Origin of the sequence: Acidovorax sp. LjRoot129 (genome assembly GCF_964253765.1) — a bacterium.
Taxonomy (GTDB): domain Bacteria; phylum Pseudomonadota; class Gammaproteobacteria; order Burkholderiales; family Burkholderiaceae_C; genus Acidovorax.
On sequence record NZ_CAXUSE020000001.1, the window covers coordinates 5059651 to 5081322 of the forward strand.

Here is a 21672-nt window from a genome sequence, read left to right on the forward strand (position 1 = left end):
GGATCAGCGGACAGCGACATCCGTCGCTAAACGTTTTATATATAATTCGTATACGTTTTATTTAGAGATTGACCATGGGTATCGTCAAAATTTCCGACCAGATGCACGAAAACCTGCGTGTCGCAGGCACGGCCTTGAGCCGCTCCATCAACGCGCAGGCCGAGCACTGGATGCGCGTGGGCATGCTCACCGAGATGCACCCGGAGCTCGACCACCGCGAAATCTGCCAACTTCTGGTCCGGGCTGAACTGGCAGGCGGCCTCGACCTCGCCATGGCAATCGACGGGCCGCCCGCCAAGCCCGGGGCCTCGGCGAAGGGGAAGCACTGATGGGGCGCGGCGTACCCATCAAGTCTGCCGACGAACTTGCGATGTCGCGGCGCGCCGGGCAGCTGGCGGCCGAGGTGCTGGCCATGATCGAACCCCACGTGGTGCCCGGCATCAGCACCGAGGCACTCGACCGCATCTGCCACGACCACATCGTGAACGTGCAGGGGGCGACACCGGCCAATGTGGGCTACCAGGGATACCCCAAGACCATCCTCACCTCCGTCAACCAGGTGGTCTGCCACGGCATCCCGTCGGCCGACAAGATCCTGAAGAAGGGCGACATCGTCAACATCGATGTGGCGGTGATCAAGGACGGCTGGTACGGCGACACGAGCCGCATGTATTTCGTTGGGCCGCCCAGCACACTCGCCCGGCGCCTGGTCGAGGCCACGTACGAAGCGCTGCGTGCGGGCATCCGGCAAGTGAAGCCCGGCGCCACGCTCGGCGATATCGGCCATGCAATCGAGTCGGTGGCAAAGCGGGAGCGCTTCAGCGTGGTGCGCGACTACTGCGGGCACGGCATCGGGCAGGTCTACCACGACGAGCCGAACGTGCTGCACTACGGGCAACGCGGCGAAGGCCTGGTGCTGGAGGCGGGCATGGTGTTCACCATCGAGCCCATGCTCAACGCCGGCAGGCACGAAACCAAGGAGCTGGCCGACGGCTGGACGGTGGTGACGAAGGACCGATCGCTGTCCGCCCAGTGGGAACACATGGTGGCGGTGACGCCCGAGGGCTACGAAGTATTGACCGCGTGGCCCGGCGGCACAGGCACCTACGCGCCGATGTGACGCTCAGGGTGCAACGGGTTGCCGGTGTGCAGCCTTGGTGCCCAGCGCGCGGAGGCGTTGAAAGCAGCCCCCCGGGCGGTTGCGTATCCACCGGCCGGCAGATGCACCATCACCCTGGTTGCTATTAACTTAGTAGCTATTAGCGCTTACCCATCAAGCGCTAGAGGCCAATTTTGCTTGAAATCAGCCCGCGTTGAGCTGCTGCTCCAGGTCGTGCAGCACCTGGTAGCACGGCAGCACCTGCGCCACGCTGGCGTTGGGTTCGCGGCCTTCGCGGATCGCGGCGAAGAACTCGCGGTCCTGCAGCTCGATGCCGTTCATGGACACGTCGACCTGGCTCACGTCGATCTTTTCTTCCTTGCCGGTGAACAGGTCGTCATAGCGCGCCAGGTAGGTAGCGGTGTCGCCGATGTAGCGGAAGAACGTACCCAGCGGGCCGTCGTTGTTGAACGAGAGCGACAGCGTGCAGATCGCGCCGTTGGCGGCCTGCAGCTGGATGCTCATGTCCATCGCGATGCCCAGGTCCTTGTGGATGTGCCCCTGGATGGCATTCGCCTTCACCACGGGGCTGCCGGCCTGGTAGGCGAACAGGTCCACGGTGTGCGCGGCGTGGTGCCACAGCAGGTGGTCCGTCCAGCTGCGCGGCTGGCCCAGCGCGTTCATGTTGGTGCGGCGGAAAAAGTAGGTCTGCACATCCATCTGCTGGATGTTGAACTCGCCCGCTTTGATCTTGTGGTGCACGTACTGGTGGCTGGGGTTGAAGCGCCGCGTGTGGCCACACATGGCGACCAGGCCGGTCTCCTTTTGCAGCGCCACGACTTCCTGCGCGCCCTTCAAGCTGTCGGCCAGCGGGATCTCGACCTGCACGTGTTTGCCGGCCTTCATGCACGCAATGCTCTGCTCGGCGTGCATCTGCGTGGGCGTGCACAGGATCACCGCGTCCACCTCGGGCAGGGCCAGGCTGTCGGCCAGCTCGGTGGTGACATGGCCAATGCCGTACTTCGCCGCCACTTCCTTCGTCTTGTCCAGGTCGCGGCTGATCAGCGAGACGACTTCGACGCCGTCGATGTTCTTGATGCCGTCCAGGTGCTTGATGCCGAAGGCGCCAGCGCCCGCCAGCGCTACTTTGATGGTCTTGTCAGTCATGTCAGGTGTTCTCCAGAATCAGGTGGCCCACCGCGGTGTTGGAGGCGGGCACATGGTAGAAGCGGTGCGCCACCCTGGGGGGCTTGCCGCCGTTCACGTCGGCCATCGCGCCGCGTGCGATGAGCCACATCACGAGCTCGATGCCTTCACTGCCCGCTTCGCGCACGTAGTCGATGTGCGGGATGCTCGCGGCGGCCTCGGGGTCGCTCACGAGCTTGTCGAGGAAGGCGTTGTCGAACTCCTTGTTGATCAGGCCGGCGCGCGGGCCCTGCAGCTGGTGGCTCATGCCGCCCGTGCCCCAGATGTGCACATTGAGGTCTTCGTCGTAGCTCTCTACCGCACGGCGGATGGCCTGGCCGAGGTTGTAGCAGCGCCGGCCGCTGGGCACGGGGTACTGCACCACGTTGACCGCAAACGGAATCACCGGGCAGGGCCACGCGCCCTGCGCAGGGTCTTGTTCGCCACACATCAGCGACAGCGGCACGGTGAGGCCGTGGTCCACCTCCATCTTGTTCACGATGGTGAGGTCAAAGTCTTGCTGGATGACCGACTGCGCGATGTGCGCGGCCAGGTCCGGGTGGCCAACCACCTTGGGCACCGGGCGCGGGCCCCAGCCTTCGTCGGCGGGCTGGTACTCGGCCGCGGTGCCGATGGCAAACGTCGGGATCATCTCCAGGCTGAAGGCGGTGGCGTGGTCGTTGTAGACGAGGAAGACGACGTCGGGCTTGTTGTCCTTCATCCATTGTTTGGAGAAGTCGTAGCCGGCAAAGAGCGGCTTCCAATAGTCCTCTTGCGTCTTGCACAGGTCCAGCGCGGCGCCGATGGCGGGCACGTGCGAGGTGAAGACGGAGGCAGTGATGCGTGCCATGGTCAGGTTCCTTTCTTTGCCGCTGCGGCTTGCTGCAGCGCGTGGCTCTTGCCTTGCGGCTGGCGGTGCGCCTGTGCGTCGCCGTCCTCGCCGAGCACGCGGTTGCCCTGGGCCGAGCGCCCGCCGCCGATCATCATGTTGCGGTACTCGTCTTCGGTCATGCCGGTCATGCTGCCCGCCATCTGCTGAAAACTGCGCCCGTCGGTCGCGCCGATCTTGGCCAGGAAGTAGATGTTGCCGCCCAGGCGAATACACCAGTTCAGGTCGCGTGCAAGCACGGCCTGCTTTTGCTCTTCGGTCATCGCCCACTCGTCCAGATAGGCGCGCTCGTCGGCCTTGAAGCGCGTGCGGTTGTCGGCCTTCATCAGGCTCATGCAGAACTGGTTGAGCCAGTAGCCCTTGCGGCTTTGTTCTGCATCAAAGATGGTCGTGCCGGGCACGTCCAGATAGGGTTTGTCGAGTGGCATGGCGTCAGCCTTTCTTTGTCGCTTCTTCTTCAGGCCAGTACAGGCGCATGGGGTTAGTTACCAGCAGCTTCTTTTGCAGCTCGGCCGTCACCGCCACATGCGGGATGAAGTCCACCAGCAGGCCATCGTCGGGCATGTGGTCCTTGAGGTTGGGGTGGGGCCAGTCGGTGCCCCAGAGCACGCGGTCGGGGAACTCCTCGACCACCTTGCGCGCAAAAGGCACCACGTCCTGGTACGCGGCCTGCTCGCCGTTCAGGGCCTTGGGGCCGGCCACCGACAGGCGCTCAGGGCAGCTCACCTTGCTCCACACATTGGGGTGCTGGCGCATGAACTTCAAAAACAGCTCGAACTCGGGCCCATCCACCGGCTTGCTCACATCGGGGCGGCCCATGTGGTCCACCACCACGGTGGTGGGCAGCTGGGTGAAGAAGTCCCACAGCTCCGGCAGGTCCACCGCTTCGAAGTAGATCACCACATGCCAGCCGAGCTTGGCGATGCGGCCGGCAATCTCCATCAGCTCGTCCTTGGGCGTGAAATCCACCAGGCGCTTGACGAAGTTGAAGCGCACGCCGCGCACGCCGGCGGTGTGCAGCGCCTGCAGCTCGTCGTCGGTGATGCTGCGGCGGACGGTGGCCACGCCACGTGCCTTGCCGCCCGAATGCACCAGCGCATCGACCATGGCGCGGTTGTCCGCACCGTGGCAGGTGGCCTGCACCACCACGTTGCGCGCAAAGCCGAGGTGGTCGCGCAGGGCGTACAGCTGGTGCTTGGAGGCATCACACGGCGTGTATTTGCGCTCGGGCGCATAGGGGAACTCGTCGCCCGGGCCAAACACGTGGCAGTGCGCGTCGACAGCGCCCGCAGGCACCTCAAAGCGCGGCGTGCTCGGGCCGGCGTACCAGTCCAGCCAGCCAGGGGTCTTGGTGAATGTGCTCATGCGGGGCTCCTGCTGTTCAGTCGGGTTTGATGCCGGTCTCGCGGACCAGCTTTTCGTAGCGTTGCCGCTCGGACCGCACCAGCGCCGCAAACTGCGCCGCGGTGCCGGGGGTCACTTCGCCGCCCACGCTCTGCAGGCGCGTCTTCACCTCGGGCGTGGCCAGTGCCTTTTGCACTTCGGCATGCAGCTTGTCGACCACGGCCTTGGGCGTGCCCGCAGGCGCCACCAGGCCGTACCAGACGGACGCCTCAAAGCCGGGGAAGCCGGACTCGGCGATGGTCGGCGCGTCGGGGAAGATGCTGGTGCGGTTGACGCTCAGCGCCGCCAGGATCTTGAGCTTGCCGCTCTTGACGTGCGGCAATGCCTCGAGCGCGTTGACCGCCACCAGCGGCACCTGCCCGCCAATGGTGTCCGTGATGGCCTGCGAGCCCCCGCGGTAGGGCACGTGCTGCAGCGAAATGCCGGCAGCCTTGGCAAACAGCTCCACCGCCATGTGCGGCGTGGCGCCGTTGCCGGGGCTGGCAAACGCCACGGCGCCGGGCTTGGCCTTGGCCGCCGCGATGAGCTGGGCCACGGTGTCGTACGGTGCTGCGGCGTTGGCGGCAATCACCACCGGCACGCGGCCCACTTGTGCGATCAATGCCAGGTCGCGCTCGGCGTCAAACGGCGCGGGCTGGTACAGCGCCATGTTGGCCGCCAGCGCATTGGCCGCCAGCATCAGGGTGTAGCCATCGGGCGCCGCGTCGATCACCGACTTGACGGCAATGTTGGTGCCCGCTCCGGGCTTGTTCTCGACCACCCACGGCTGGCCCATGCTGGCCGACAGGCTCTGCCCCACCGTGCGCGCAATGATGTCGACCGCGCCGCCAGCCGAGTAGCCGACGACCAGCTTGACGGGCTTGCTGGGATAGGCCGGCTGCTGCGACCAGGCGGGTTGCACCAGGCACAGCGCTGCCGTGGCGACGGCCAGCAGCGTGCGGCGGGTGCGGGCGGTGATCGGGTTCATGGTGATGATTCCTTGCAATGGGTGGGACGTCACACGCGCCCCACGGGCGTGCGGCAACACAGACCGGCGGTTACAGCGGCGGGCGGCAACGTGGTTCGCACCATGGCAAGCATGTGTTCCTCAATCCAGCGAAACATTCGCCTTCTTGATCACGTCGCCAAAACGCTGGCTTTCGTCTTTGACGAACTGCGCGAACTGAGGGCGCGTGGTCGGGAACTGCTCGTAGCCAAAGGTCTTGAACTTTTCGGCCACGTCGGGGCCGGTCAGGGCCTGCTCGATGTCGCGCTTGATCTTGTCGGTGATGGCGGCGGGCAGGCCCGGGGGCACGGCAATCGCGTTCCAGCCGGTCACGGCAAAGTCTTTGGGGCCACCGGCTTCGGCCACGGTGGGCACGTCGGGGAACTCGGCCGAACGCTGCGGGCCGGCAAAGGCCAGCAGGCGCAGCTTGCCGGCGCGGTACAGCGGGCCGGCCGTGGCGGCGCTGCCCAGCGCAAAGTCGATTTCGCCCGTGGCGACCGAGGTGTAGAGCTGCGTAGTCTCCTTGAAGATCACATGCTCCATCTGCGTGCCGGTGGCGGATTCGAACAGCTCCGAGCCCAGGTGCACCGGGTTGCCCACGGACCACGAGCCGTAGTTGAGCTTGCCGGGGCGGGCCTTGGCGTCGGCCACGATGTCGCCCACGGTCTTGTACTTGCTGCCCGTGCCCACGGTGAAGAAAAAGTGGGTCTTGAACAGCGGCAGCAGCGTGTCGAAATCCTTGGCCACGTCGTAGGGCAGTTTCTTGAACAGGCTGGGGTAGGCTGCTAGGTGCACGTTGTCCAGCACGATCAGGTCATGGCCGTCCTTGGCGCCGCGCTTAAAGGCATCGATGGCGATGAAACCGTTGCCGCCGGGGCGGTTCTCGACCACCACGGGCTGGTTCCAGATGCGGCCGAGCTTCTCGGCCACGATGCGCGCCACGCCGTCGGGGCCACCGCCCACGGGGAAGGGCGTGATGATGCGCACGGGCTTGGTGGGGAAGGACTGGGCATGCGCGCCGTGGGGCGCGAGGCCCAGGACGGTAGCCAGGCCGAGCGAGGCAAAGGACGCGAGGCCGAGGCTGCGGCGCAGGGGGGAGAAGGTGGTGACTTTCATAAACCAAGAAAAACGAACTACTACAAAAATGATAGCTACCAGCGCTTATTCAACAAGCGCTGGCGGCCTAAAACATTCAAAACCTGAAGCGCGCACGGCCGGCATTTCGCCGCAGGCCGCCTCCGATCCGCTGGCAGCGCCGCCGCGCCACAAGGAGCTTTGCTGACGGGGCCAGCGGGACGGCACACCGCCTCAGTCGATGTACCGCAGCCCCGCCTTTTCGAGCGCGGGGCGCATGTTGTACATGTCGAGGCCCAGCACGCCGCTGGCCAGCTTGGCGCGCTTTTCGCCTTCAAAGCTTTCGCGCTTTTGCGCGGCAGCCAGCGTCTCGGCCGCGCGGGCGGCGGGCACGCACACCACGCCGTCGTCATCGGCCACGATCACATCGCCCGGCGTGACCAGCGCACCGGCGCACACCACAGGGATGTTCACCGAGCCCAGCGTGGCCTTGATCGTGCCCTTGCTGCTGATGGCGCGGCTCCACACGGGGAAGTTCATCTCCTGCAGCGTCTTCACGTCGCGCACACCGGCGTCGATGATCAGCGCGCGCGCACCGCGCGACTGGAAGGATGTGGCCAGCAGGTCGCCGAAGTAGCCGTCGGTGCATTCCGAGGTGACGCCGGCGACCACGATGTCGCCGGGCTGGATCTGCTCGGCCGCCACATGCAGCATCCAGTTGTCTCCGGGCTGCAGCAGCACGGTCACTGCCGTGCCGCTGACCTGCTGGCCGCCGTAGATGGGGCGCATGTACGGCTTGAGCAAGCCCACGCGGCCCATGGCCTCGTGCACGGTGGCCGAGCCCAGCGCAGCCAAGCCGTCGGCGGCCGCGCGGTCCGCGCGGGTGATATTGCGGTAGACAACGCCGAGTTCGTACATGTCAGAGCCCCTTCGCCTTCAGGCGTGAATCAAGTCGGGAGAACACGCGGCGCACATTGCCTTCGTAGACCTGGTGCTTGTCTTCTGCGCTCAGGATCTTGGACGCTTCGATGTAGCGCTTGGTGTCGTCGTAGTAGTTGCCGGTCTGCGGGTCGATGCCGCGCACGGCGCCGATCATCTCGCTGGCAAACAGCACGTTCTTCACCGGGATCACCGTGTTGAGCAGGTCGATGCCGGGCTGGTGGTACACGCAGGTGTCGAAGAACACGTTGTTCATCACATGGTCGTCCAGCAGCGGCTTCTTCATCTCCTGCGCCAGGCCCCGGAACCGGCCCCAGTGGTAGGGCACCGCGCCGCCGCCGTGCGGGATCAGGAACTTGAGCGTGGGGAAGTCCTTGAACAGATCGCCCTGGATCAGTTGCATGAAGGCCGTGGTGTCGGCGTTGAGGTAGTGCGCGCCGGTGGTGTGAAAACACGCGTTGCAGCTGGTGCTCACGTGGATCATTGCGGGCAGGTCGTACTCCACCATCTTTTCGTAGATGGGGTACCAGTGCTTGTCGGTCAGCGGGGGGCTGGTCCAGTGGCCGCCTGAGGGGTCGGGGTTCAGGTTGATGCCCACGGCGCCGTATTCATGCACGCACTTTTCCAGCTCGGGGATGCAGGTCGCAGGATCGACACCGGGCGACTGCGGCAGCATGGCCACGGGCACGAAGTGGTCGGGGAACAGCGTGGAAACCCGAAAGCACAGCTCGTTGCAGATGGCGGCCCAGGTGCTCGACACGTTGAAGTCGCCGATGTGGTGGGCCATGAAGCTCGCGCGCGGGCTGAAGAGCGTGATGTCGCTGCCGCGCTCCTTCATCAGCTTGAGCTGGTTGGTCTCGATGGACTCGCGCAGCTCGTCGTCGCTGATCTTCAGGTCCGCCACATTGGGCATCTGTGCGGGGTCCTTGATGCCGGCGATCTGCGCGTTGCGCCAGTTTTCCAGCGCCTTGGGGGCCGTGGTGTAGTGGCCGTGGCAGTCGATGATGAGGCTCATGCTCGTTCTCCTTATGTCTATGTCAGTTCTTCACACCGGCCTGCAAGGCCCGCAAGCCTTGCCGCTGGCACGGCGCCATCGCGAGGGACGCCAAGCAAGGGCCGCCCCGCAGCGAGGGCGTCGTCCCCCTTCCCGCAGCGCGTAGCGATGCGAGAGAAGGGGGAAGGCGCGAAGCGCCTCAGGGGGATGTACCTCATACAGGGGTCATGCCCTGCTTGCGCTTGGCGTCCGCCGCTTGCGGCGACGCCATGTAGGCCAGCAGTTCGCGGGCCGCGTCGGCCTGTTGCGACAGTGCGCCGATACCGGCGGAAAACGTGGTCGTGATCTGGATCGCGGGCGGCAGCGGCCCGACGATGGCGATGCCCTGCACGTGCAGCAGTTCGCTCAGTTGCTGAAAACCCAGCTCCACTTCGCCCTTGGCCACCAGCGAGCCCACGGGCACGCCGGGCGGTGCCTGCACCATGCGGCCAGCAATCTCGTCCGCGATACCCCAGCGCTCGAACAGTTTTGCCAGCGCCACGCCGCTCGGGCCGGTGGAATAGCTGATGCTGCGCGCCGCCAGCACGGCCTGGCGCACGGCGTCCTCGGAGCTGATGTCGGGCAGTGGTGCGCCCGCCGGCACGGCCACCGCCACGCCCGAGTGCACCAGGTCCACCACGCTGCCGGGCACGATGCAGCCCGCGGCCAGCAGCTTGGCGATGGCGTCGGAGGCCAGCACCACGACGTCGAAAGCCTCGCCGTCCAACACGCGCTTGGCGGCGTCCACGCCGCCCACCGCTTCGATGCTGGCGCGGTGACCCTCGGCCTGCTCAAAGCCGGCAGTCAGCTCGGCCAGCACTTGGCGGGTGGCCATGGAGGAGATTCCGCGAAGGTGTTGGGGCATGAGGGAGAGAGGTGGATGAAATAGGGGTGAGCGATGGCTCTGGTGGCTGCTATCGCTGCCGGGCGCAGGGCCAAAGCGCAGGCGGCAGGACGCTGCCTTGGCCCGATTCTGGGCGAACAGGAGCTATATAAAAAGTAGGCACTCCATCTAGCAGGTATATCATTTACCGATAGGAAACACCTCCTCTCCAGCCCCTTCCCAAACCACGCCATGGACCTCAAACAGCTCGAATACTTTGTGCGCGTGGCCGAGTTGGGCAGCTTCACCCGCGCGGCCGCGGCGCTGGACGTTGCGCAGTCCGCGCTGAGCCGCCAGATCCGCCTGCTGGAGGTGGAATTGCGCCAAAACTTGTTGGTGCGCAACGGCCGGGGCGCCACGCCCACCGAGGCGGGCCGGCTGCTGGTGGAGCACGGGCGCGGCATCCTGCACCAGATGGCACGCGCGCGGGAGGACATGGACCGCATGCGCGGCGGGCTGTCGGGCCGCGTGGCCATCGGCCTGCCCAACAGCGTGGCGCGGGTGATGACGGTGCCGCTGACCCGCGCCTTCCGCCAGGAGCTGCCCGAGGCGCGCCTGTCCATCAGCGAAGGGCTGTCGGGCGCCATCCTGGAGGGCCTGGTCAGCGGCCGCCTGGACATCGTGGTGCTCTATAACGCCCAGCCGTCGCGCGACATCGATGTGTCGCACCTCATCGACGAGGACTTGGTGCTGGTGCGTGCGCGCCCGCCGGGCCTGGCCGAGGATCCCCCCCCTGGCCCCATCCCGCTGAGCGAGATAGCGCGCCTTCCGCTGATCATCCCCTCGCGCCCGAACGCGATCCGCATGCATGTGGAATCCGAGATGGCCAACATCGGCTGCCGCCCTGAGGTGGCGCTGGAGATCGACGGTGTGTCCGCCATCCTGGACCTGGTGGCCGACGGCGCAGGCTCTGCGGTGCTGTCGCGCAATGCGCTGCTCAACTCCCCGCGGCCTTCGGCCTACACGGCCCAGGTGATCGGCAGCGCGGGCACGCCCCCGCTGCGCATCGCACTGTCGCTGGCCACCAGCCTGCAGCGGCCAGCCACGCAGGTGCAAAAGGCGGCGCTGGAGCTGATCCAGCGCACGGTGCCCCAGGTGTTCAAGCCCACGTGAGCCGCGACTACGTGGGCGTGCGGGCCGCCAGCAAGGCGTCTGCGTAGTCCTGCCAGCGCGCACCCTGGGCCACGTCGGCAAAAGCACCTGCGGCGGCCAAATCGGCCACCCACTGCTGTTTGGCGGCAATGGCCGAGGCCATTACGGGCTCCATGCCCGCCTCGCGCACGGTGTGGGCGGACTCGCGCATTTCTTCGGCGCGGCGCTGTCCGTGCTGCACCACGCGGCTCAGAAAGTACGCGCCCTGCGCGCTCCAGTCGATGCCCGGAAAGGTCTCTTGGAGCGTGGGCAGCACCTGGTCTTCCACGCCGTAATGGCGGGCGGTGGCGTAGCTCTCGGCCACCAGCGCCTCCAGGCCCTTGATCATGATGCTGCGGCACATCTTGATGGCGCTGGCCACGCCGAGTTGGTCGCTGACCGGCTTGGCATCCATGCCCCAGCGGCCCAAGACCGCTGCCAACGCGACGGCCTGCGCGCCGCCCAGCAGCATCGGGACTCGAATGCCGTAAGGCGGCACCGAGGTCATCACCCCCGCCTCCACATAGTGGGCGCCGCGCGCATCCACCAGCGCGGCGGCCTGCTGCTTGGTACCGGGCGATGCGGAGTTGAGGTCCAGGAACACCGTGCCCGCGCGCAGGTGTGGCGCGGCGGCTTCCGCCACGGCCAGCGTGCTGGAGGCAGTGACGGCGGAGATGATGAGGTCGGAGCGCTCGCACAGTTCGCGCATCGATGCGGCGGCCACGACACCGGCCTGGTCTGCATGCCGGCGCTGCGCGTCGCCCCCAAGGGCATCGGCAAACTTCAAGTCCCAGGCGGCGATGCTCGACACGCCGGGCTGGCCCTGCAGGTCCGCGCCAAAGGTTGTGCCCACTTCGCCGTAGCCGACGAGGCCGATGTTTTCAATCTGCAGGTTCAACTTTGCCTCCGTGTCGAAGTAGCCCCGGCGCACCACACGCCTCGCGGCAGCGCACTATTGCCGCGCGATCTTCGCCCGTGTGATCACATCGCCCCAGCGCTTCACATCCGCCGCCAGGTGTTCGCCGGCCTGCGCGGGTGTGCTGCCCTGGGCCTGCAGGTTCAGCTCCAGCAGGCGCTTTTTCACATCGGGCTGGGCCAGGGCGGCCTGCACCTCGCGCGAGAGCCGCTCCACCACGGCGGGCGGCGTGCGCGCGGGCACGGCCAGGCCGTTCCAGGACGTGACGTTGAAGCCCGCCAGGGGGCCGCCGCTTTCGCGCACCGTGGGCACGTCGGGCAGCTGCGGCGCGCGCTGGGCGCCCAGCACGGCCAGCGGGCGCAGGGCCTTGGAGCCGATCTGCGGCATCAGAGCGCCGAGGATGTCCACCATGGCGTCCACCTCGCCGCCACGCACCGCCGTGATGACCGGCGGCGTGCCGTTGAAGGGCACCACCTGGGCGTCGATGCCGGCGGTCACCTTGAAGAGTTCGGCCGCCAGGTTCTGCGTGGTGCCGATCTGCGGCGTGCCGATGTTGAGCTTGCCCGGGTTGGCGCGGCCATAGGCCAGCAGCTCGGCCAGCGTGTTGAAGCGCCCGCCTTCTCGCACGACGATGGCCAGGTCGAACGTGGCCAGCAGCGACACCGGCGCGAAGTCCTTCAGCGTGTCGAACGGCAGCGTGTTGAACAGGGCGGCGCTCACCGCCGTGCCGCTGCTGATGAGCAACAGCGTGTGGCCATCGGGCTCGGCGCGCGACACCAGCTCGCCGGCCACGATGCCGCCCGCGCTGGGCTTGTTCTCAATCACCACGCTTTGCCCCAGCGGGCCTGCGATCTTCTGGCCTACGGTGCGCGCCGTGATGTCGGCCGCGCCACCCGCTGCGTTGGGCACCACGATGCGCAAGGGACGCGAGGGAAACGCTGGCTGCGCCTGGGCGCCTGCTCCGCCCGCGGCGGCCGCGATGAAAACCAGGAGGCTTCTGCGGTGCAGGTGCATGGCGGTATCCTCGGCAACTCAGCGGGCGACACCCAGCAAACGGTCGAGCAGCTCAGGCTGCGCGCTGAGTTCTGCGGCAGTACCTGCGTGCACCACCGTGCCCCGGTCCAGCACGGCGGCCTGGTCCGAGATGGCCAGGATGGCCTGCGGGTGCTGCTCGACGATGATGGCCGACAGGCCTTCTTCGCGCGTGATGCGGCGGATGGCGCGCAGCAGCTCTTCCACGATGATGGGCGCCAGGCCTTCGAGCGGCTCGTCCAGCAGCAGCAAGCGCGGGTTGAGCACCAGCGCGCGGCCCACGGCCAGCATCTGCTGCTCGCCACCCGACAGCTGCGTGCCCAGATTGGTCTTGCGCTCGGCCAGGCGCGGGAACATTTCGTACACGCGCTCGGGCGTCCACGGGCGCGCGGTGGAGCCCTTGCGGCCGGGGCGCGCCACAGCCGTGAGGTTCTCGTGCACGGTGAGCGACTTGAAGATGTTGCGCTCCTGCGGCACCCAGCCGATGCCCGCGGCCGCACGCTCGTGCGCGGGCAGCTTGTGCAGCGCCGCACCGCCGAGCATCACCGTGCCGCCGTGCTGGCGCGTGGCGCCTGCCAGCGTGTTGATGAGCGTGGTCTTGCCCGTGCCGTTGCGGCCGAGCAGGGCCAGGGTGTCGCCTTCGGCCAGCGAGAGCGAAATGCCCTGCAGCACCACCGCTTCGCCATAACCGGCGCTCAGTTTGTCAATTTGCAGCAACGCCTCAGACATGCGCGTTCTCCCCATGGCCGAGATACACGGCTTTGACCTGCGGGTCATTGGCAATCGTGTCCGGGTCGCCCTCGGTCAGCACCGTGCCGTTGACCAGCACCGTCATGCGGTTGGCAAAGCTGAAAACCAGGTCCATATCGTGTTCGATCAACAGCACCGAGACATCGGCGGGCAACGCTGCCACGGTCTGCAGCAATTCTTCGCGCTCGCCCGCAGGCACGCCGGCCACGGGCTCGTCGAGCAGCAACACGCGCGGCTCGCAGGCCAGGGCGATGGCGATCTCCAGCAGGCGGCGCTTGCCGTAGGCCAGCACCCGCGTTTCCTCGGCCATCACCGAGGTCAGGTGGAACTGCTCTAGCAGCTGCTCGCAGCGCTCGGTGACGGCACGGCGAGCGCCCAGCGGCTGCCACCATTTGCCGCCCAGGCCCTGGTGCTGCGACACGGTGAGCGCCAGGGTCTCCAGCGGCGTGAGGCTGTCGAACAGCTGGTTGATCTGGAAGGTGCGCACCATGCCGCGCGCCACGCGCTGGTGCGGCGCCAGGCGCGTGATGTCCTGGCCTTCGAGCACGATGGAGCCTTCGGTGGGCTCCAGCACGCCGGTCAGCAGGTTGATCAGCGTGGTCTTGCCCGCGCCATTGGGGCCGATGAGCGCATGGCGTGCGCCCTTTTTCAAGTCCAGCGTGACGTTGTTCGTGGCGGTGATGCCGCCGAAGCGCTTGACCAGGCCCTGCGCCGACAGCACGGTGGTGGAGGTTGTCGTGTTCATATCAATGGCCTCCCGCGCTGGAGCTGGCGCCGGGCTTGCGCCCGGCCCCGAACCAGGTCCAAGGGCGGAACAAGCGGTCGCGCCCGACCAGCACCAGCACCACGAGGAACAGGCCGATCCAGAACGTCCAGTACTGCGGCGTGACGGACGAGATCACGTCCTGCAGCAGCTTGAAGCCCACGGCACCCAGGATGCCGCCGTAGAGCCAGCCCACGCCGCCGATCACCAGGATCAGCATCACGTCCGCCGAGCGGTGGAACTCGAACAGGTCGAGCGACGCAAAGCCCGTGGTCTGCGTGAGCAGCGCGCCCGCAGCACCCGCCAGCGCGGCCGCCAGCGTATACACCTGCGCGAGCTTGGCCGTGACCGGGATGCCGATGGCCATGGCGCGCAGCCGGTTGTCGCGGATGGCCTTGAGCGTGGCCCCGAACGGCGACTGCACGATGCGCCGCGCGATGAGGAAGAACACCAGCAGCACGGTGAGCGAATACCAAGCCGCCGTGCGGCCGTACAGGTCAAACTCGAATTGGCCGAGCACGGGGCCCATCACCACGCCTTGCAGGCCGTCGGCACCGCCCGTCAGCCAGTCAAGCTTGTTGGCCAGCTCCAGCATGATCAGGCCCACGCCCAGCGTGACCATGAGCCGCGTGAGGTCCGTGCCGCGCATGATGGTGAACGAGGCCACTGCCCCCAACACCGTAGCTGCCGCAATGCCCACCGCCAGCCCCACCAGCGGGTCGGGCATCACATGCTTGGCAAACAACGCCGCCGCATAGCCCCCCATGCCAAAGAAGGCTGCGTGGCCCAGCGACACGATGCCGGTGTAGCCCAGGATCAGGTCCAGCGAGATGGCAAACAGCGCCACGATGGCGATCTCGTTGATGATGAGCGCGTGGCTGGGCAGGGCCAGCGGCGCGACGAAGGCCAGGATCCAGAAGATGGGTTCCCACCAGCGAAAGCGCCGGGCCTTTAGAAGGATGGAGGTCTGAGCGTTCATCTCATTTACCTCCCTTGCGGACAAACAGGCCCTGGGGCCGCCAGATCAAGATCACGATCATGAGGCTGTACACGATGAAGGCGCCCAGCTTGGGGATGTAGTACTTGCCCGCCACGTCGGCAATGCCCAGCAGCAGCGCGGCCAGCAGCGGGCCGGTGATGGACGAGGTGCCGCCCACCGCCACGACGATCAGGAAATAGATCATGAACTTGAGCGGAAAGCTCGGGTCCAGGCCCAGCACCTCGGCCCCCAGCGCACCGCCCAGCCCCGCGAGGCCCGAGCCGAACGCAAAGGTGGACAGGAACACGATGTTCACGTTGATGCCCATGCCCGCGGCCACGCGCTGGTCATCCACGGAAGCACGCAGGCGGCTACCAAAACGTGTGCGGGTCAGCACGTACTGCAGCGCCACCGTGAGCGCCGCGCACACCGCGATGATGAACAGCCGGTAGTGCCCCATGCCCAGCATGAAGGCCCCGCTGCCAATCTCGGTGCGGCCCTTGAGCCATTCGGGCAGCTGCATGATCTGCTGCGTCGAGCCCACGAAATAGTCCACGCTGGCCACCGCCATGAACACCAGGCCGATGGAGAACAGCACCTGGTCCAGATGGGCCTTGTGGTACAGCGGCCGGTAGAGCGTGCGCTCCAGCACAGCCCCCAGCAACGCCGTACCCACGAACGCGATGGGCAGGCACACCAGAAACGGCACACCCAGCCGCTGCATCAGCAGCACCGTGATGTACCCGCCCGCCATGGCAAAGGCACCGTGCGCCAGGTTGATGAAGTTCATCAACCCCATGGTCACGGCCAGGCCGACTGCCAGGATGAACAGCAGCATGCCGTAGGCAACGCCGTCGAAAAGAATGGTCAGCATGAAATCACTTCAATGAAGACGAACAAGAGTCATGGGCCCGTACGCGGCGCCCTGGCTTCGACAAGCTCAGCCCGAACAGGTAGTGCCTCTCGACTGAACAGCAGCGCCCCGGCTTCGACAGGCTCAGCCCGAACGGGTGGTGCGCTGGCTTCAACTGTCTGAGGCTGCACGTAACGCCATGGTTTCGACAAGCTCAACCCGAACGGATGGCGGAAGAAAGCCGCGCCCCAAAAACTGGCGCGCCCCGCAACTGATTAAAAACACCCCGCCCGCGAAAAACGGCGCGCGCTAAAGCCAGTGCCACCGTGGAACTGGCTCTGCCAGGCCACCGGTGGCGTCCCCCTCCGGGGGAAGGCGCGAAGCGACTCAGGGGGGCTTCCTATCCCGGGGTTACTTAGTCTTGCCGGGGTCCTTCACATCCTTGATCACATCAAACTCCACGTTGTAGAGCTGGCCGTTCACGCGCTCCACCTTGCGCAGGTACACGTTCTGCACGATGTCGCGCGTTTGCGCGTCGATGAACACCGGGCCGCGGGGACTCTCGAACACCTGGCCCTTCATGGCGGCCAGCAGCGCGTCGCCGCCGCCAGCACCCTTGCTGGTCTTGAGCGCTTCATAAATCACGCGCATGCCGTCGTAGCCGCCCACGGCCATGAAGTTGGGGCGCAGGCCCTTGTTGGCTTTCTCAAACGCGTCGACAAACTTCTTGTTCAGCGGCGATGGGTGTGCGGCCGAGTAGTGGTGCGAGGTCACCACGCCCAGGGCGCCGTCGCCCATGTCGTTGAGCTGGTCATCATCGGTCACGTCGCCGGTGGCGATCAGCTTGATGCCGGCCTTGTCCAGGCCGCGCTCCAGGAACTGCTTCATCACCGCGGCGCCCGCGCCCGAGGGCACGAAAACGAACAGCGCGTCAGGCTTGCCGTCGCGCACCTTCTGCAAAAACGGGGCGAAGTCGGGGTTGCGCAGCGGCACGCGCAGGGCCTCGGTCACCTGGCCGCCGTTGAAGGTCAGGCGCTGGTTGAAATACTTTTCGGCGTCGATGCCAGGGCCGTAGTCGCTGACCAGGGTCACGACCTTTTTGATGCCATTCTTCGGTGCCCAGTCGGCGAGGGCCACCGACACCTGGGGCAGCGTGAAACTCGTGCGCACCACATAGGGCGAGGCCTCGGTGATGCTGGACGTGGCCGCCGCCATCACCACCAGCGGGGTCTTGGACTGCGTGGCCAGCGGCGCAGTCGCCATGGCCGAGGGCGTGATGCCCATGCCGGCCAGCACGTTCACCTTGTCGTTCACCACCAGCTCCTGGGCCAGGCGGCGCGTCACGTCGGGCAGGCTGGTGTCGTCCTTGATGATGAGCTGCACCTTCTTGCCGGCCACGGTGTCGCCGTTCTGCGCCATGTAGAGCTTGGCGGCCGCTTCGATCTGGCGGCCGGTGGTGGCCTGCTGGCCGGTCATGGGGAGGATGAGGCCGATCTTGAAGACGTTGTTGTCTTGGGCGGCGGCGGGCAGCGCTGCCAAGCCCGTGGACAAGACCATGGCAGCAGCCGCGGAGGCACGCAGAAGGTGGCGTTTGGTGGGCATCGATGTCTCCTGGAAATATCGTTGTATACAGAACAATGCTGGCCGCAGTGTGAAGCGCGTCCCTTGCTTCTACAAGCGGGCTTTCCCACTTTTAGATATCTAAGAATGGGATATCACCCCCCTGAGTCGCCTGCGGCACCTTCCCTCTCTCTCGCGCTGCGCGCGGGAGGGGGCCGCAGCCAGCGGCCTGGCGAAGCCACTTCCGCGGCTGCTTGGCGTGGGGTCGCGCTCTTCGCAATCGCCGCGGTATCCAGACGATTGCTACCCGCGCTCGCGAATCAGTTGCACGCCGGGCAGGCCCTCGACCTGAGCGGCTTGGACTGCAGCCAGCAGGTTGCGCCGCGTGATGCGGGAGTGCTCGCGCATGATGGCTTCGGCCCGTGCGCCCTCGCGGCGTTCGATGGCGTCGAGCGCCTGGCGGTGCTGGTCTTGCGCCACGATGAGCATGTCGCGCGCCTCGTGCGAATGGGTCTGCACCACGACAAAGGCTGAGGGCGAGGCGAACGGCAAGCCCTTGACGCGGTCGAGCTCGCGCGCGATCACGTCGCTGCCCACCATGCGGCTGAGCAGCAGGTGAAAGCGGGCGTTGAGTTCCACATAGCGCGAGAAACCCTCATCGTCCAGCGTGCGCGGCGCCAGGGCGGCATCGATGGCGTCCAGGCAGGTTTGGGCTTCGGCCAACACGGCGGCCTCCACGCCGCGCTCGGCCGCCAGGCGCGCCGCCAGCCCTTCCATGGTGCCGCGCAGCTCAATGGCGTCGGCCACGTCGGTCTCTGAAAACGTGCGCACCGCATAGCCGCCACCGGGCAGGCGGTGCAGCAGCCCCTCCTGCTCCAGCCGCATCAGCGCGGCGCGGATGGGGGTGCGCGACACGCCGAGCTTTTCCACCAGCGTGAGCTCCGCTATGCGCGCGCCGCCGGGCAGCTCGCCGGCCAGGATCATCTCGCGCAGACGCAGCTGCGCCTTGACGGCCTGCGAGGTGGCGGCGTCGCCAGCTGGCGGTGAAAGGGTTGCGATCTGCGGATCGTCGGTTGGGTGCATGGGCTGGCGGGACGGGTGGAAGGAGGAAGGCAAGCCGACTGGGCCGCAACGAGCCCAGAATGTATACACAAACACACGTCAAATCCAGGCGCCGCGAATGCAACCCGATTCAAAACAACGACTTACAAGGTATGCCGGCGTGCGATAGCTGGTTTTCAGTATTTTTATGTATACAGCGCACCGCCCATTTCGCACAATCCGCTGTATCCCAGTACGCGGCTTTCCGGGCGCGCACTGGCCCTACGAACAAGCCATCGACACCCACGAGACAACCCCTATGTATCCCAAGAACGCCTGGTACGTTGCCTGCACCCCCGACGAGATTGCCGAGAAGCCGCTGGGCCGCATGGTCTGTGGCGAGAAGATCGTGTTCTACCGCCCCGCCCCCGGCAAGGTCGCCGCGCTGGAGGACTTCTGCCCGCACCGCGGCGCGCCGCTGTCGCTGGGCAAGGTGTGCGAGGGCGAGCTGATGTGCGGCTACCACGGCCTGCGCGTGGGGTGTGACGGCAAGGCGGTGTCCATGCCCGGCCAGCGCGTGCAGGGTTTTCCGCGCACGCGCAGTTTTCCGGTGGAGGAGCGCTACGGCTTCATCTGGGTGTGGACGGGCGATCCCGCATTGGCCGACCCCGCCAAGATCCACCACCTGTCCTGGGCCGAAAGCGACGAGTGGGCCTACGGCGGCGGGCTGTACCACATTGCCTGCGACTACCGCCTGATGATCGACAACCTGATGGACCTGACGCACGAGACGTACGTGCACTCCAACAGCATCGGCCAGAAAGAAATCGACGAGGTGCCCTGCAAGACCCGTGTCGAGGGCGACGAAGTCATCACCAGCCGCTTCATGGAAGGCATCCAGGCGCCGCCCTTCTGGCAGATGGCGCTGCGCATGAACGGCCTGCCCGACGACCAGCCCGTGGATCGCTGGCAGATCTGCCACTTCTCGCCACCCAGCCACGTGCTCATCGAAGTGGGCGTGGCGCTGGCCGGCCACGGCGGCTACGACGCGCCGGCGGACAAGAAGGCGTCGAGCATCGTGGTGGACTTCATCACGCCCGAGACCGAGACCTCCATCCACTACTTCTGGGGCATGGCGCGCAACTTCAAGCCGCAGGACCCCGAGCTGACCGCCAAGATCCGCGAAGGCCAGGGCGGCATCTTTGCCGAGGACCAGGAGATGCTGGAAAAGCAGCAGCACAACCTGCTGCGCTACCCCGACCGCAAGCTCTTGATGCTCAACATCGACGCAGGCGGCGTGCAGTCGCGCAAGGTGCTGGACCGCGTGCTGGCGGCCGAGCGCGCACCCGCCGCACAGCCAGTGGTGGCCGCATGACCGCGCAAGAAACATTCGAAGTCCGCGTGGTCACAAAGACCGCGGAGGCCGAGGGCATCGCCAGCTTTGAACTCGCGCGCCTGGACGGGCAGCCCCTGCCGCCCTTCGGCGCAGGCTCACACATCGATGTGCATGTGCCCGGTGGCCCGGTGCGCCAGTATTCGCTGTGCAACGCATCGCACGAACAGCACCGCTACCGCATCGCCGTACTGCGCGACCCGGCCTCGCGCGGCGGCTCGGTGGGCATGCACGACCGTGTGGACGAAGGCGATGTGATCACCATCAGCACGCCGCGCAACCACTTTGCGCTGCACCCGGCGCAACACACACTGCTGCTGGCGGGCGGCATCGGCGTGACACCGCTCTTGTGCATGGCCGACCGGCTGGCACGCACCGGTGCGGACTTTGCGCTGCACTACTGCACGCGCTCTGCCGAGCGCACGGCCTTTGCTGCGGAGATCGCGGCCTCGGCCATGGCGCCGCATGTTCACTTTCACTTTGACGCTGGCGCCGCCGAGCAAAAACTCGACCTTGCCGCCGTCCTGGCGGCGCCCGGCGCAGACAAGCGGGTGTACGTGTGCGGCCCGGCAGGCTTCATCGACCATGTGGTCACTACAGCCAAAGGCCTGGGCTGGGCGCAGGACCGCATTCACCTGGAATACTTTGGCGCGCCTGTGCAGGACACCTCGGGCGACGAGGGCTTTGAAGTGCGCATTGCGAGCACCGGCAAGACCTATGCGATTGCGCCGGATGTCTCGATCGTGGAAGCGCTGCGCGGCCAGGGCATCGAGATCATGACCTCGTGCGAACAAGGCGTGTGTGGCACCTGCATCACCCGCGTGCTGGAGGGCGAGGTGGACCACCGCGACATGTACCTGACCGATGAAGAGAAGGCGGGCAACGAGCAGTTCATGCCCTGCTGCTCGCGCGCACGCAGCAAGTTGCTGGTGCTGGACCTTTAAGCACCTGCGCGCCTGGCCCCCTGCGCGGGACAGCGGCGCGCAGGGACCGTATGGGTGGGTGAGGGGGGAAGGCGCACCTGCCCAATGCAGGCGCCGCCTTCGGGTTGCTATTTTATTTATAGCAACAAAACATTGCCAAACAAGCGCTAGCGGCCATTTACATCCAATTTGTGCGTCCTGAATCCGTGGGGAGTGGCTGCGTGGCCTGCGCGGACCGCCGCAAGTCGCGCTCTGGCACAGCCCATAACTGCCGCATGCGACCGGCTCCAGCTTGCGCTGCGCTCCGGTCGGTTCGGCCGCTCGGCTGCGGCGTCCGTGTCATTCCGCTTCAGCCGTCCGGATGGTGTCGCGGCCGTGCTTGTCTTTCAACCGACCCAGGTCGGTGTCGAGGGCGCGGGAGAGCTTGTCCGCCGCTGCGATGAAGGCATTGGCCATCTTGTCGGCCTCGGCCGTCACGGTGACGGGCTGGCGGCCGGTCACGCGGGCTTCGATGCGGCAGCGCTTGTCGTTGGCGCCCGACTTGCCCGCATCGAGATCGCTCAGGAACACCTCCAGCCGCGTGACATGGTCCTGAAAGCGCGACAGCCGGCTCGTGGCCTCCGCCGTGATCCACTGGCTGAGCGATTCGCCGCCTTCAATGTGGTCGTCGGTGTTGACTTGTACTTGCATGGTGTGTGCTCCTTGGAGAATTCAAGCAAAGGGCCGGGTCCTGCCGTCCGGCGGGGTGGCCGTCCCGTGAAGCCCCATCGTCGCACCATCGGGCTTGCGCGCCCGTAAGAACCTGTTAGCTGGCGGGTCTTACGTCATGGTGCGGCGGCT

23 protein-coding genes are annotated in these 21672 nt (G+C 66.4%); 5 read left to right on the plus strand and 18 right to left on the minus strand.

The annotated features are described in order from the left end of the window. The first annotated feature begins 74 nt into the window (after positions 1 to 74). Positions 75 to 329, plus strand: a complete 255-nt coding sequence (locus ACSQ3Q_RS23170; RefSeq protein ID WP_436136651.1) for a ParD-like family protein — start codon at positions 75 to 77, stop codon at positions 327 to 329. Next, on the plus strand, positions 329 to 1120 hold the full coding sequence (gene map / locus ACSQ3Q_RS23175; RefSeq protein WP_436136652.1) for a type I methionyl aminopeptidase: 792 nt from the start codon (positions 329 to 331) through the stop codon (positions 1118 to 1120). The genes ACSQ3Q_RS23170 and map overlap by 1 nt, the downstream gene beginning before the upstream one ends. Before the next feature lie 183 nt (positions 1121 to 1303). Here the strand turns inward: map and ACSQ3Q_RS23180 are convergent, their stop codons facing one another. The 9 genes from ACSQ3Q_RS23180 to ACSQ3Q_RS23220 all read right to left on the minus strand — a co-directional run bounded on the left by ACSQ3Q_RS23180 (position 1304) and on the right by ACSQ3Q_RS23220 (position 9443). Beyond that, entirely contained in the window at positions 1304 to 2266 is a 963-nt protein-coding gene (locus tag ACSQ3Q_RS23180; RefSeq protein ID WP_436136653.1) for a Gfo/Idh/MocA family oxidoreductase, read from the minus strand. A gap of 1 nt (position 2267) precedes the next feature. Next, on the minus strand, positions 2268 to 3134 hold the full coding sequence (locus ACSQ3Q_RS23185) for a class III extradiol dioxygenase subunit beta (protein ID WP_436136654.1): 867 nt from the start codon (positions 3132 to 3134) through the stop codon (positions 2268 to 2270). A 2-nt stretch (positions 3135 to 3136) separates the two neighbouring features. Beyond that, the gene (gene ligA, locus ACSQ3Q_RS23190) at positions 3137 to 3601 is read right to left on the minus strand and encodes a protocatechuate 4,5-dioxygenase subunit alpha (protein ID WP_436136655.1); all 465 of its coding nucleotides are present in this window, start codon (positions 3599 to 3601) and stop codon (positions 3137 to 3139) included. Between the two features lie 4 nt (positions 3602 to 3605). Continuing rightward, complete coding sequence (locus ACSQ3Q_RS23195) at positions 3606 to 4538, minus strand: amidohydrolase family protein (protein ID WP_436136656.1); 933 nt, start codon at positions 4536 to 4538, stop codon at positions 3606 to 3608. Positions 4539 to 4554: 16 nt separating this feature from the next. After that, the gene (locus ACSQ3Q_RS23200; protein WP_436136657.1) at positions 4555 to 5544 is read right to left on the minus strand and encodes a Bug family tripartite tricarboxylate transporter substrate binding protein; all 990 of its coding nucleotides are present in this window, start codon (positions 5542 to 5544) and stop codon (positions 4555 to 4557) included. Between the two features lie 120 nt (positions 5545 to 5664). Beyond that, complete coding sequence (locus ACSQ3Q_RS23205; protein WP_436136658.1) at positions 5665 to 6678, minus strand: Bug family tripartite tricarboxylate transporter substrate binding protein; 1014 nt, start codon at positions 6676 to 6678, stop codon at positions 5665 to 5667. A gap of 192 nt (positions 6679 to 6870) precedes the next feature. Beyond that, complete coding sequence (gene ligK, locus ACSQ3Q_RS23210; RefSeq protein WP_436136659.1) at positions 6871 to 7554, minus strand: 4-carboxy-4-hydroxy-2-oxoadipate aldolase/oxaloacetate decarboxylase; 684 nt, start codon at positions 7552 to 7554, stop codon at positions 6871 to 6873. 1 nt (position 7555) lies between these two features. Continuing rightward, positions 7556 to 8590: an amidohydrolase family protein gene (locus ACSQ3Q_RS23215; protein WP_436136660.1), complete on the minus strand. Its 1035-nt coding sequence runs from the start codon at positions 8588 to 8590 to the stop codon at positions 7556 to 7558. A 193-nt stretch (positions 8591 to 8783) separates the two neighbouring features. Continuing rightward, positions 8784 to 9443 (minus strand): substrate-binding domain-containing protein, encoded by a 660-nt coding sequence (locus ACSQ3Q_RS23220; protein WP_436136661.1) that lies wholly within the window; start codon positions 9441 to 9443, stop codon positions 8784 to 8786. 240 nt (positions 9444 to 9683) lie between these two features. Here ACSQ3Q_RS23220 and ACSQ3Q_RS23225 point away from each other — a divergent pair, with 240 nt between their 5' ends. Further along, the gene (locus ACSQ3Q_RS23225) at positions 9684 to 10604 is read left to right on the plus strand and encodes a LysR substrate-binding domain-containing protein (protein ID WP_436136662.1); all 921 of its coding nucleotides are present in this window, start codon (positions 9684 to 9686) and stop codon (positions 10602 to 10604) included. 7 nt (positions 10605 to 10611) lie between these two features. Here the strand turns inward: ACSQ3Q_RS23225 and ACSQ3Q_RS23230 are convergent, their stop codons facing one another. From ACSQ3Q_RS23230 to ACSQ3Q_RS23265, 8 genes are all read right to left on the minus strand, one after another. Further along, the gene (locus ACSQ3Q_RS23230; protein WP_436137061.1) at positions 10612 to 11514 is read right to left on the minus strand and encodes a DUF1932 domain-containing protein; all 903 of its coding nucleotides are present in this window, start codon (positions 11512 to 11514) and stop codon (positions 10612 to 10614) included. 60 nt (positions 11515 to 11574) lie between these two features. After that, positions 11575 to 12552 (minus strand): tripartite tricarboxylate transporter substrate binding protein, encoded by a 978-nt coding sequence (locus ACSQ3Q_RS23235; RefSeq protein ID WP_436136663.1) that lies wholly within the window; start codon positions 12550 to 12552, stop codon positions 11575 to 11577. An 18-nt stretch (positions 12553 to 12570) separates the two neighbouring features. After that, the gene (locus ACSQ3Q_RS23240; protein ID WP_436136664.1) at positions 12571 to 13299 is read right to left on the minus strand and encodes an ABC transporter ATP-binding protein; all 729 of its coding nucleotides are present in this window, start codon (positions 13297 to 13299) and stop codon (positions 12571 to 12573) included. Next, a complete protein-coding gene (locus ACSQ3Q_RS23245; protein WP_436136665.1) occupies positions 13292 to 14065 on the minus strand; it encodes an ABC transporter ATP-binding protein in 774 nt (257 codons plus the stop codon). Before ACSQ3Q_RS23245 ends, ACSQ3Q_RS23240 begins: the two co-directional genes overlap by 8 nt. 1 nt (position 14066) lies before the next feature. Continuing rightward, positions 14067 to 15062 (minus strand): branched-chain amino acid ABC transporter permease, encoded by a 996-nt coding sequence (locus ACSQ3Q_RS23250; RefSeq protein WP_436136666.1) that lies wholly within the window; start codon positions 15060 to 15062, stop codon positions 14067 to 14069. A 1-nt stretch (position 15063) separates the two neighbouring features. After that, a complete protein-coding gene (locus ACSQ3Q_RS23255; RefSeq protein ID WP_436136667.1) occupies positions 15064 to 15936 on the minus strand; it encodes a branched-chain amino acid ABC transporter permease in 873 nt (290 codons plus the stop codon). Between the two features lie 390 nt (positions 15937 to 16326). Next, positions 16327 to 17517 carry an ABC transporter substrate-binding protein gene (locus tag ACSQ3Q_RS23260; RefSeq protein ID WP_436136668.1) on the minus strand — a complete coding sequence of 397 codons (1191 nt, stop codon included), beginning with the start codon at positions 17515 to 17517 and terminating at the stop codon, positions 16327 to 16329. A 261-nt stretch (positions 17518 to 17778) separates the two neighbouring features. Then, entirely contained in the window at positions 17779 to 18558 is a 780-nt protein-coding gene (locus ACSQ3Q_RS23265; RefSeq protein WP_436136669.1) for a GntR family transcriptional regulator, read from the minus strand. A 277-nt stretch (positions 18559 to 18835) separates the two neighbouring features. On the opposite strand from ACSQ3Q_RS23265, the gene ACSQ3Q_RS23270 reads away from it, so the two are divergent. Both ACSQ3Q_RS23270 and ACSQ3Q_RS23275 read left to right on the plus strand, forming a co-directional pair. After that, positions 18836 to 19891: an aromatic ring-hydroxylating dioxygenase subunit alpha gene (locus tag ACSQ3Q_RS23270; RefSeq protein WP_436136670.1), complete on the plus strand. Its 1056-nt coding sequence runs from the start codon at positions 18836 to 18838 to the stop codon at positions 19889 to 19891. Further along, positions 19888 to 20853, plus strand: coding sequence for a PDR/VanB family oxidoreductase (locus ACSQ3Q_RS23275; RefSeq protein WP_436136671.1), 966 nt, complete (start codon positions 19888 to 19890; stop codon positions 20851 to 20853). The genes ACSQ3Q_RS23270 and ACSQ3Q_RS23275 overlap by 4 nt, the downstream gene beginning before the upstream one ends. Before the next feature lie 318 nt (positions 20854 to 21171). On the opposite strand, the gene ACSQ3Q_RS23280 is transcribed toward ACSQ3Q_RS23275, so the two are convergent. Next, entirely contained in the window at positions 21172 to 21522 is a 351-nt protein-coding gene (locus ACSQ3Q_RS23280) for an HPF/RaiA family ribosome-associated protein (RefSeq protein ID WP_436136672.1), read from the minus strand. Positions 21523 to 21672 lie beyond the last annotated feature (150 nt).

Bases quoted from the DNA above. Each gene is read 5' to 3' on its own strand.
- ACSQ3Q_RS23240 (WP_436136664.1), bottom strand. From the start codon at position 13,299: ATGTCTGAGGCGTTGCTGCAAATTGACAAACTGAGCGCCGGTTATGGC.
- ACSQ3Q_RS23270 (WP_436136670.1), top strand. From the start codon at position 18,836: ATGTATCCCAAGAACGCCTGGTACGTTGCCTGCACCCCCGACGAGATT.
- ACSQ3Q_RS23265 (WP_436136669.1), bottom strand. From the start codon at position 18,558: ATGCACCCAACCGACGATCCGCAGATCGCAACCCTTTCACCGCCAGCT.
- ACSQ3Q_RS23200 (WP_436136657.1), bottom strand. From the start codon at position 5,544: ATGAACCCGATCACCGCCCGCACCCGCCGCACGCTGCTGGCCGTCGCC.
- ACSQ3Q_RS23245 (WP_436136665.1), bottom strand. From the start codon at position 14,065: ATGAACACGACAACCTCCACCACCGTGCTGTCGGCGCAGGGCCTGGTC.
- ACSQ3Q_RS23180 (WP_436136653.1), bottom strand. From the start codon at position 2,266: ATGACTGACAAGACCATCAAAGTAGCGCTGGCGGGCGCTGGCGCCTTC.
- ACSQ3Q_RS23185 (WP_436136654.1), bottom strand. From the start codon at position 3,134: ATGGCACGCATCACTGCCTCCGTCTTCACCTCGCACGTGCCCGCCATC.
- ACSQ3Q_RS23260 (WP_436136668.1), bottom strand. From the start codon at position 17,517: ATGCCCACCAAACGCCACCTTCTGCGTGCCTCCGCGGCTGCTGCCATG.
- ACSQ3Q_RS23275 (WP_436136671.1), top strand. From the start codon at position 19,888: ATGACCGCGCAAGAAACATTCGAAGTCCGCGTGGTCACAAAGACCGCG.
- ACSQ3Q_RS23235 (WP_436136663.1), bottom strand. From the start codon at position 12,552: ATGCACCTGCACCGCAGAAGCCTCCTGGTTTTCATCGCGGCCGCCGCG.
- ligA (WP_436136655.1), bottom strand. From the start codon at position 3,601: ATGCCACTCGACAAACCCTATCTGGACGTGCCCGGCACGACCATCTTT.
- ACSQ3Q_RS23195 (WP_436136656.1), bottom strand. From the start codon at position 4,538: ATGAGCACATTCACCAAGACCCCTGGCTGGCTGGACTGGTACGCCGGC.
- ACSQ3Q_RS23215 (WP_436136660.1), bottom strand. From the start codon at position 8,590: ATGAGCCTCATCATCGACTGCCACGGCCACTACACCACGGCCCCCAAG.
- ACSQ3Q_RS23220 (WP_436136661.1), bottom strand. From the start codon at position 9,443: ATGGCCACCCGCCAAGTGCTGGCCGAGCTGACTGCCGGCTTTGAGCAG.
- ACSQ3Q_RS23170 (WP_436136651.1), top strand. From the start codon at position 75: ATGGGTATCGTCAAAATTTCCGACCAGATGCACGAAAACCTGCGTGTC.
- ACSQ3Q_RS23250 (WP_436136666.1), bottom strand. From the start codon at position 15,062: ATGAACGCTCAGACCTCCATCCTTCTAAAGGCCCGGCGCTTTCGCTGG.
- ACSQ3Q_RS23225 (WP_436136662.1), top strand. From the start codon at position 9,684: ATGGACCTCAAACAGCTCGAATACTTTGTGCGCGTGGCCGAGTTGGGC.
- ligK (WP_436136659.1), bottom strand. From the start codon at position 7,554: ATGTACGAACTCGGCGTTGTCTACCGCAATATCACCCGCGCGGACCGC.
- ACSQ3Q_RS23280 (WP_436136672.1), bottom strand. From the start codon at position 21,522: ATGCAAGTACAAGTCAACACCGACGACCACATTGAAGGCGGCGAATCG.
- ACSQ3Q_RS23255 (WP_436136667.1), bottom strand. From the start codon at position 15,936: ATGCTGACCATTCTTTTCGACGGCGTTGCCTACGGCATGCTGCTGTTC.
- ACSQ3Q_RS23205 (WP_436136658.1), bottom strand. From the start codon at position 6,678: ATGAAAGTCACCACCTTCTCCCCCCTGCGCCGCAGCCTCGGCCTCGCG.
- map (WP_436136652.1), top strand. From the start codon at position 329: ATGGGGCGCGGCGTACCCATCAAGTCTGCCGACGAACTTGCGATGTCG.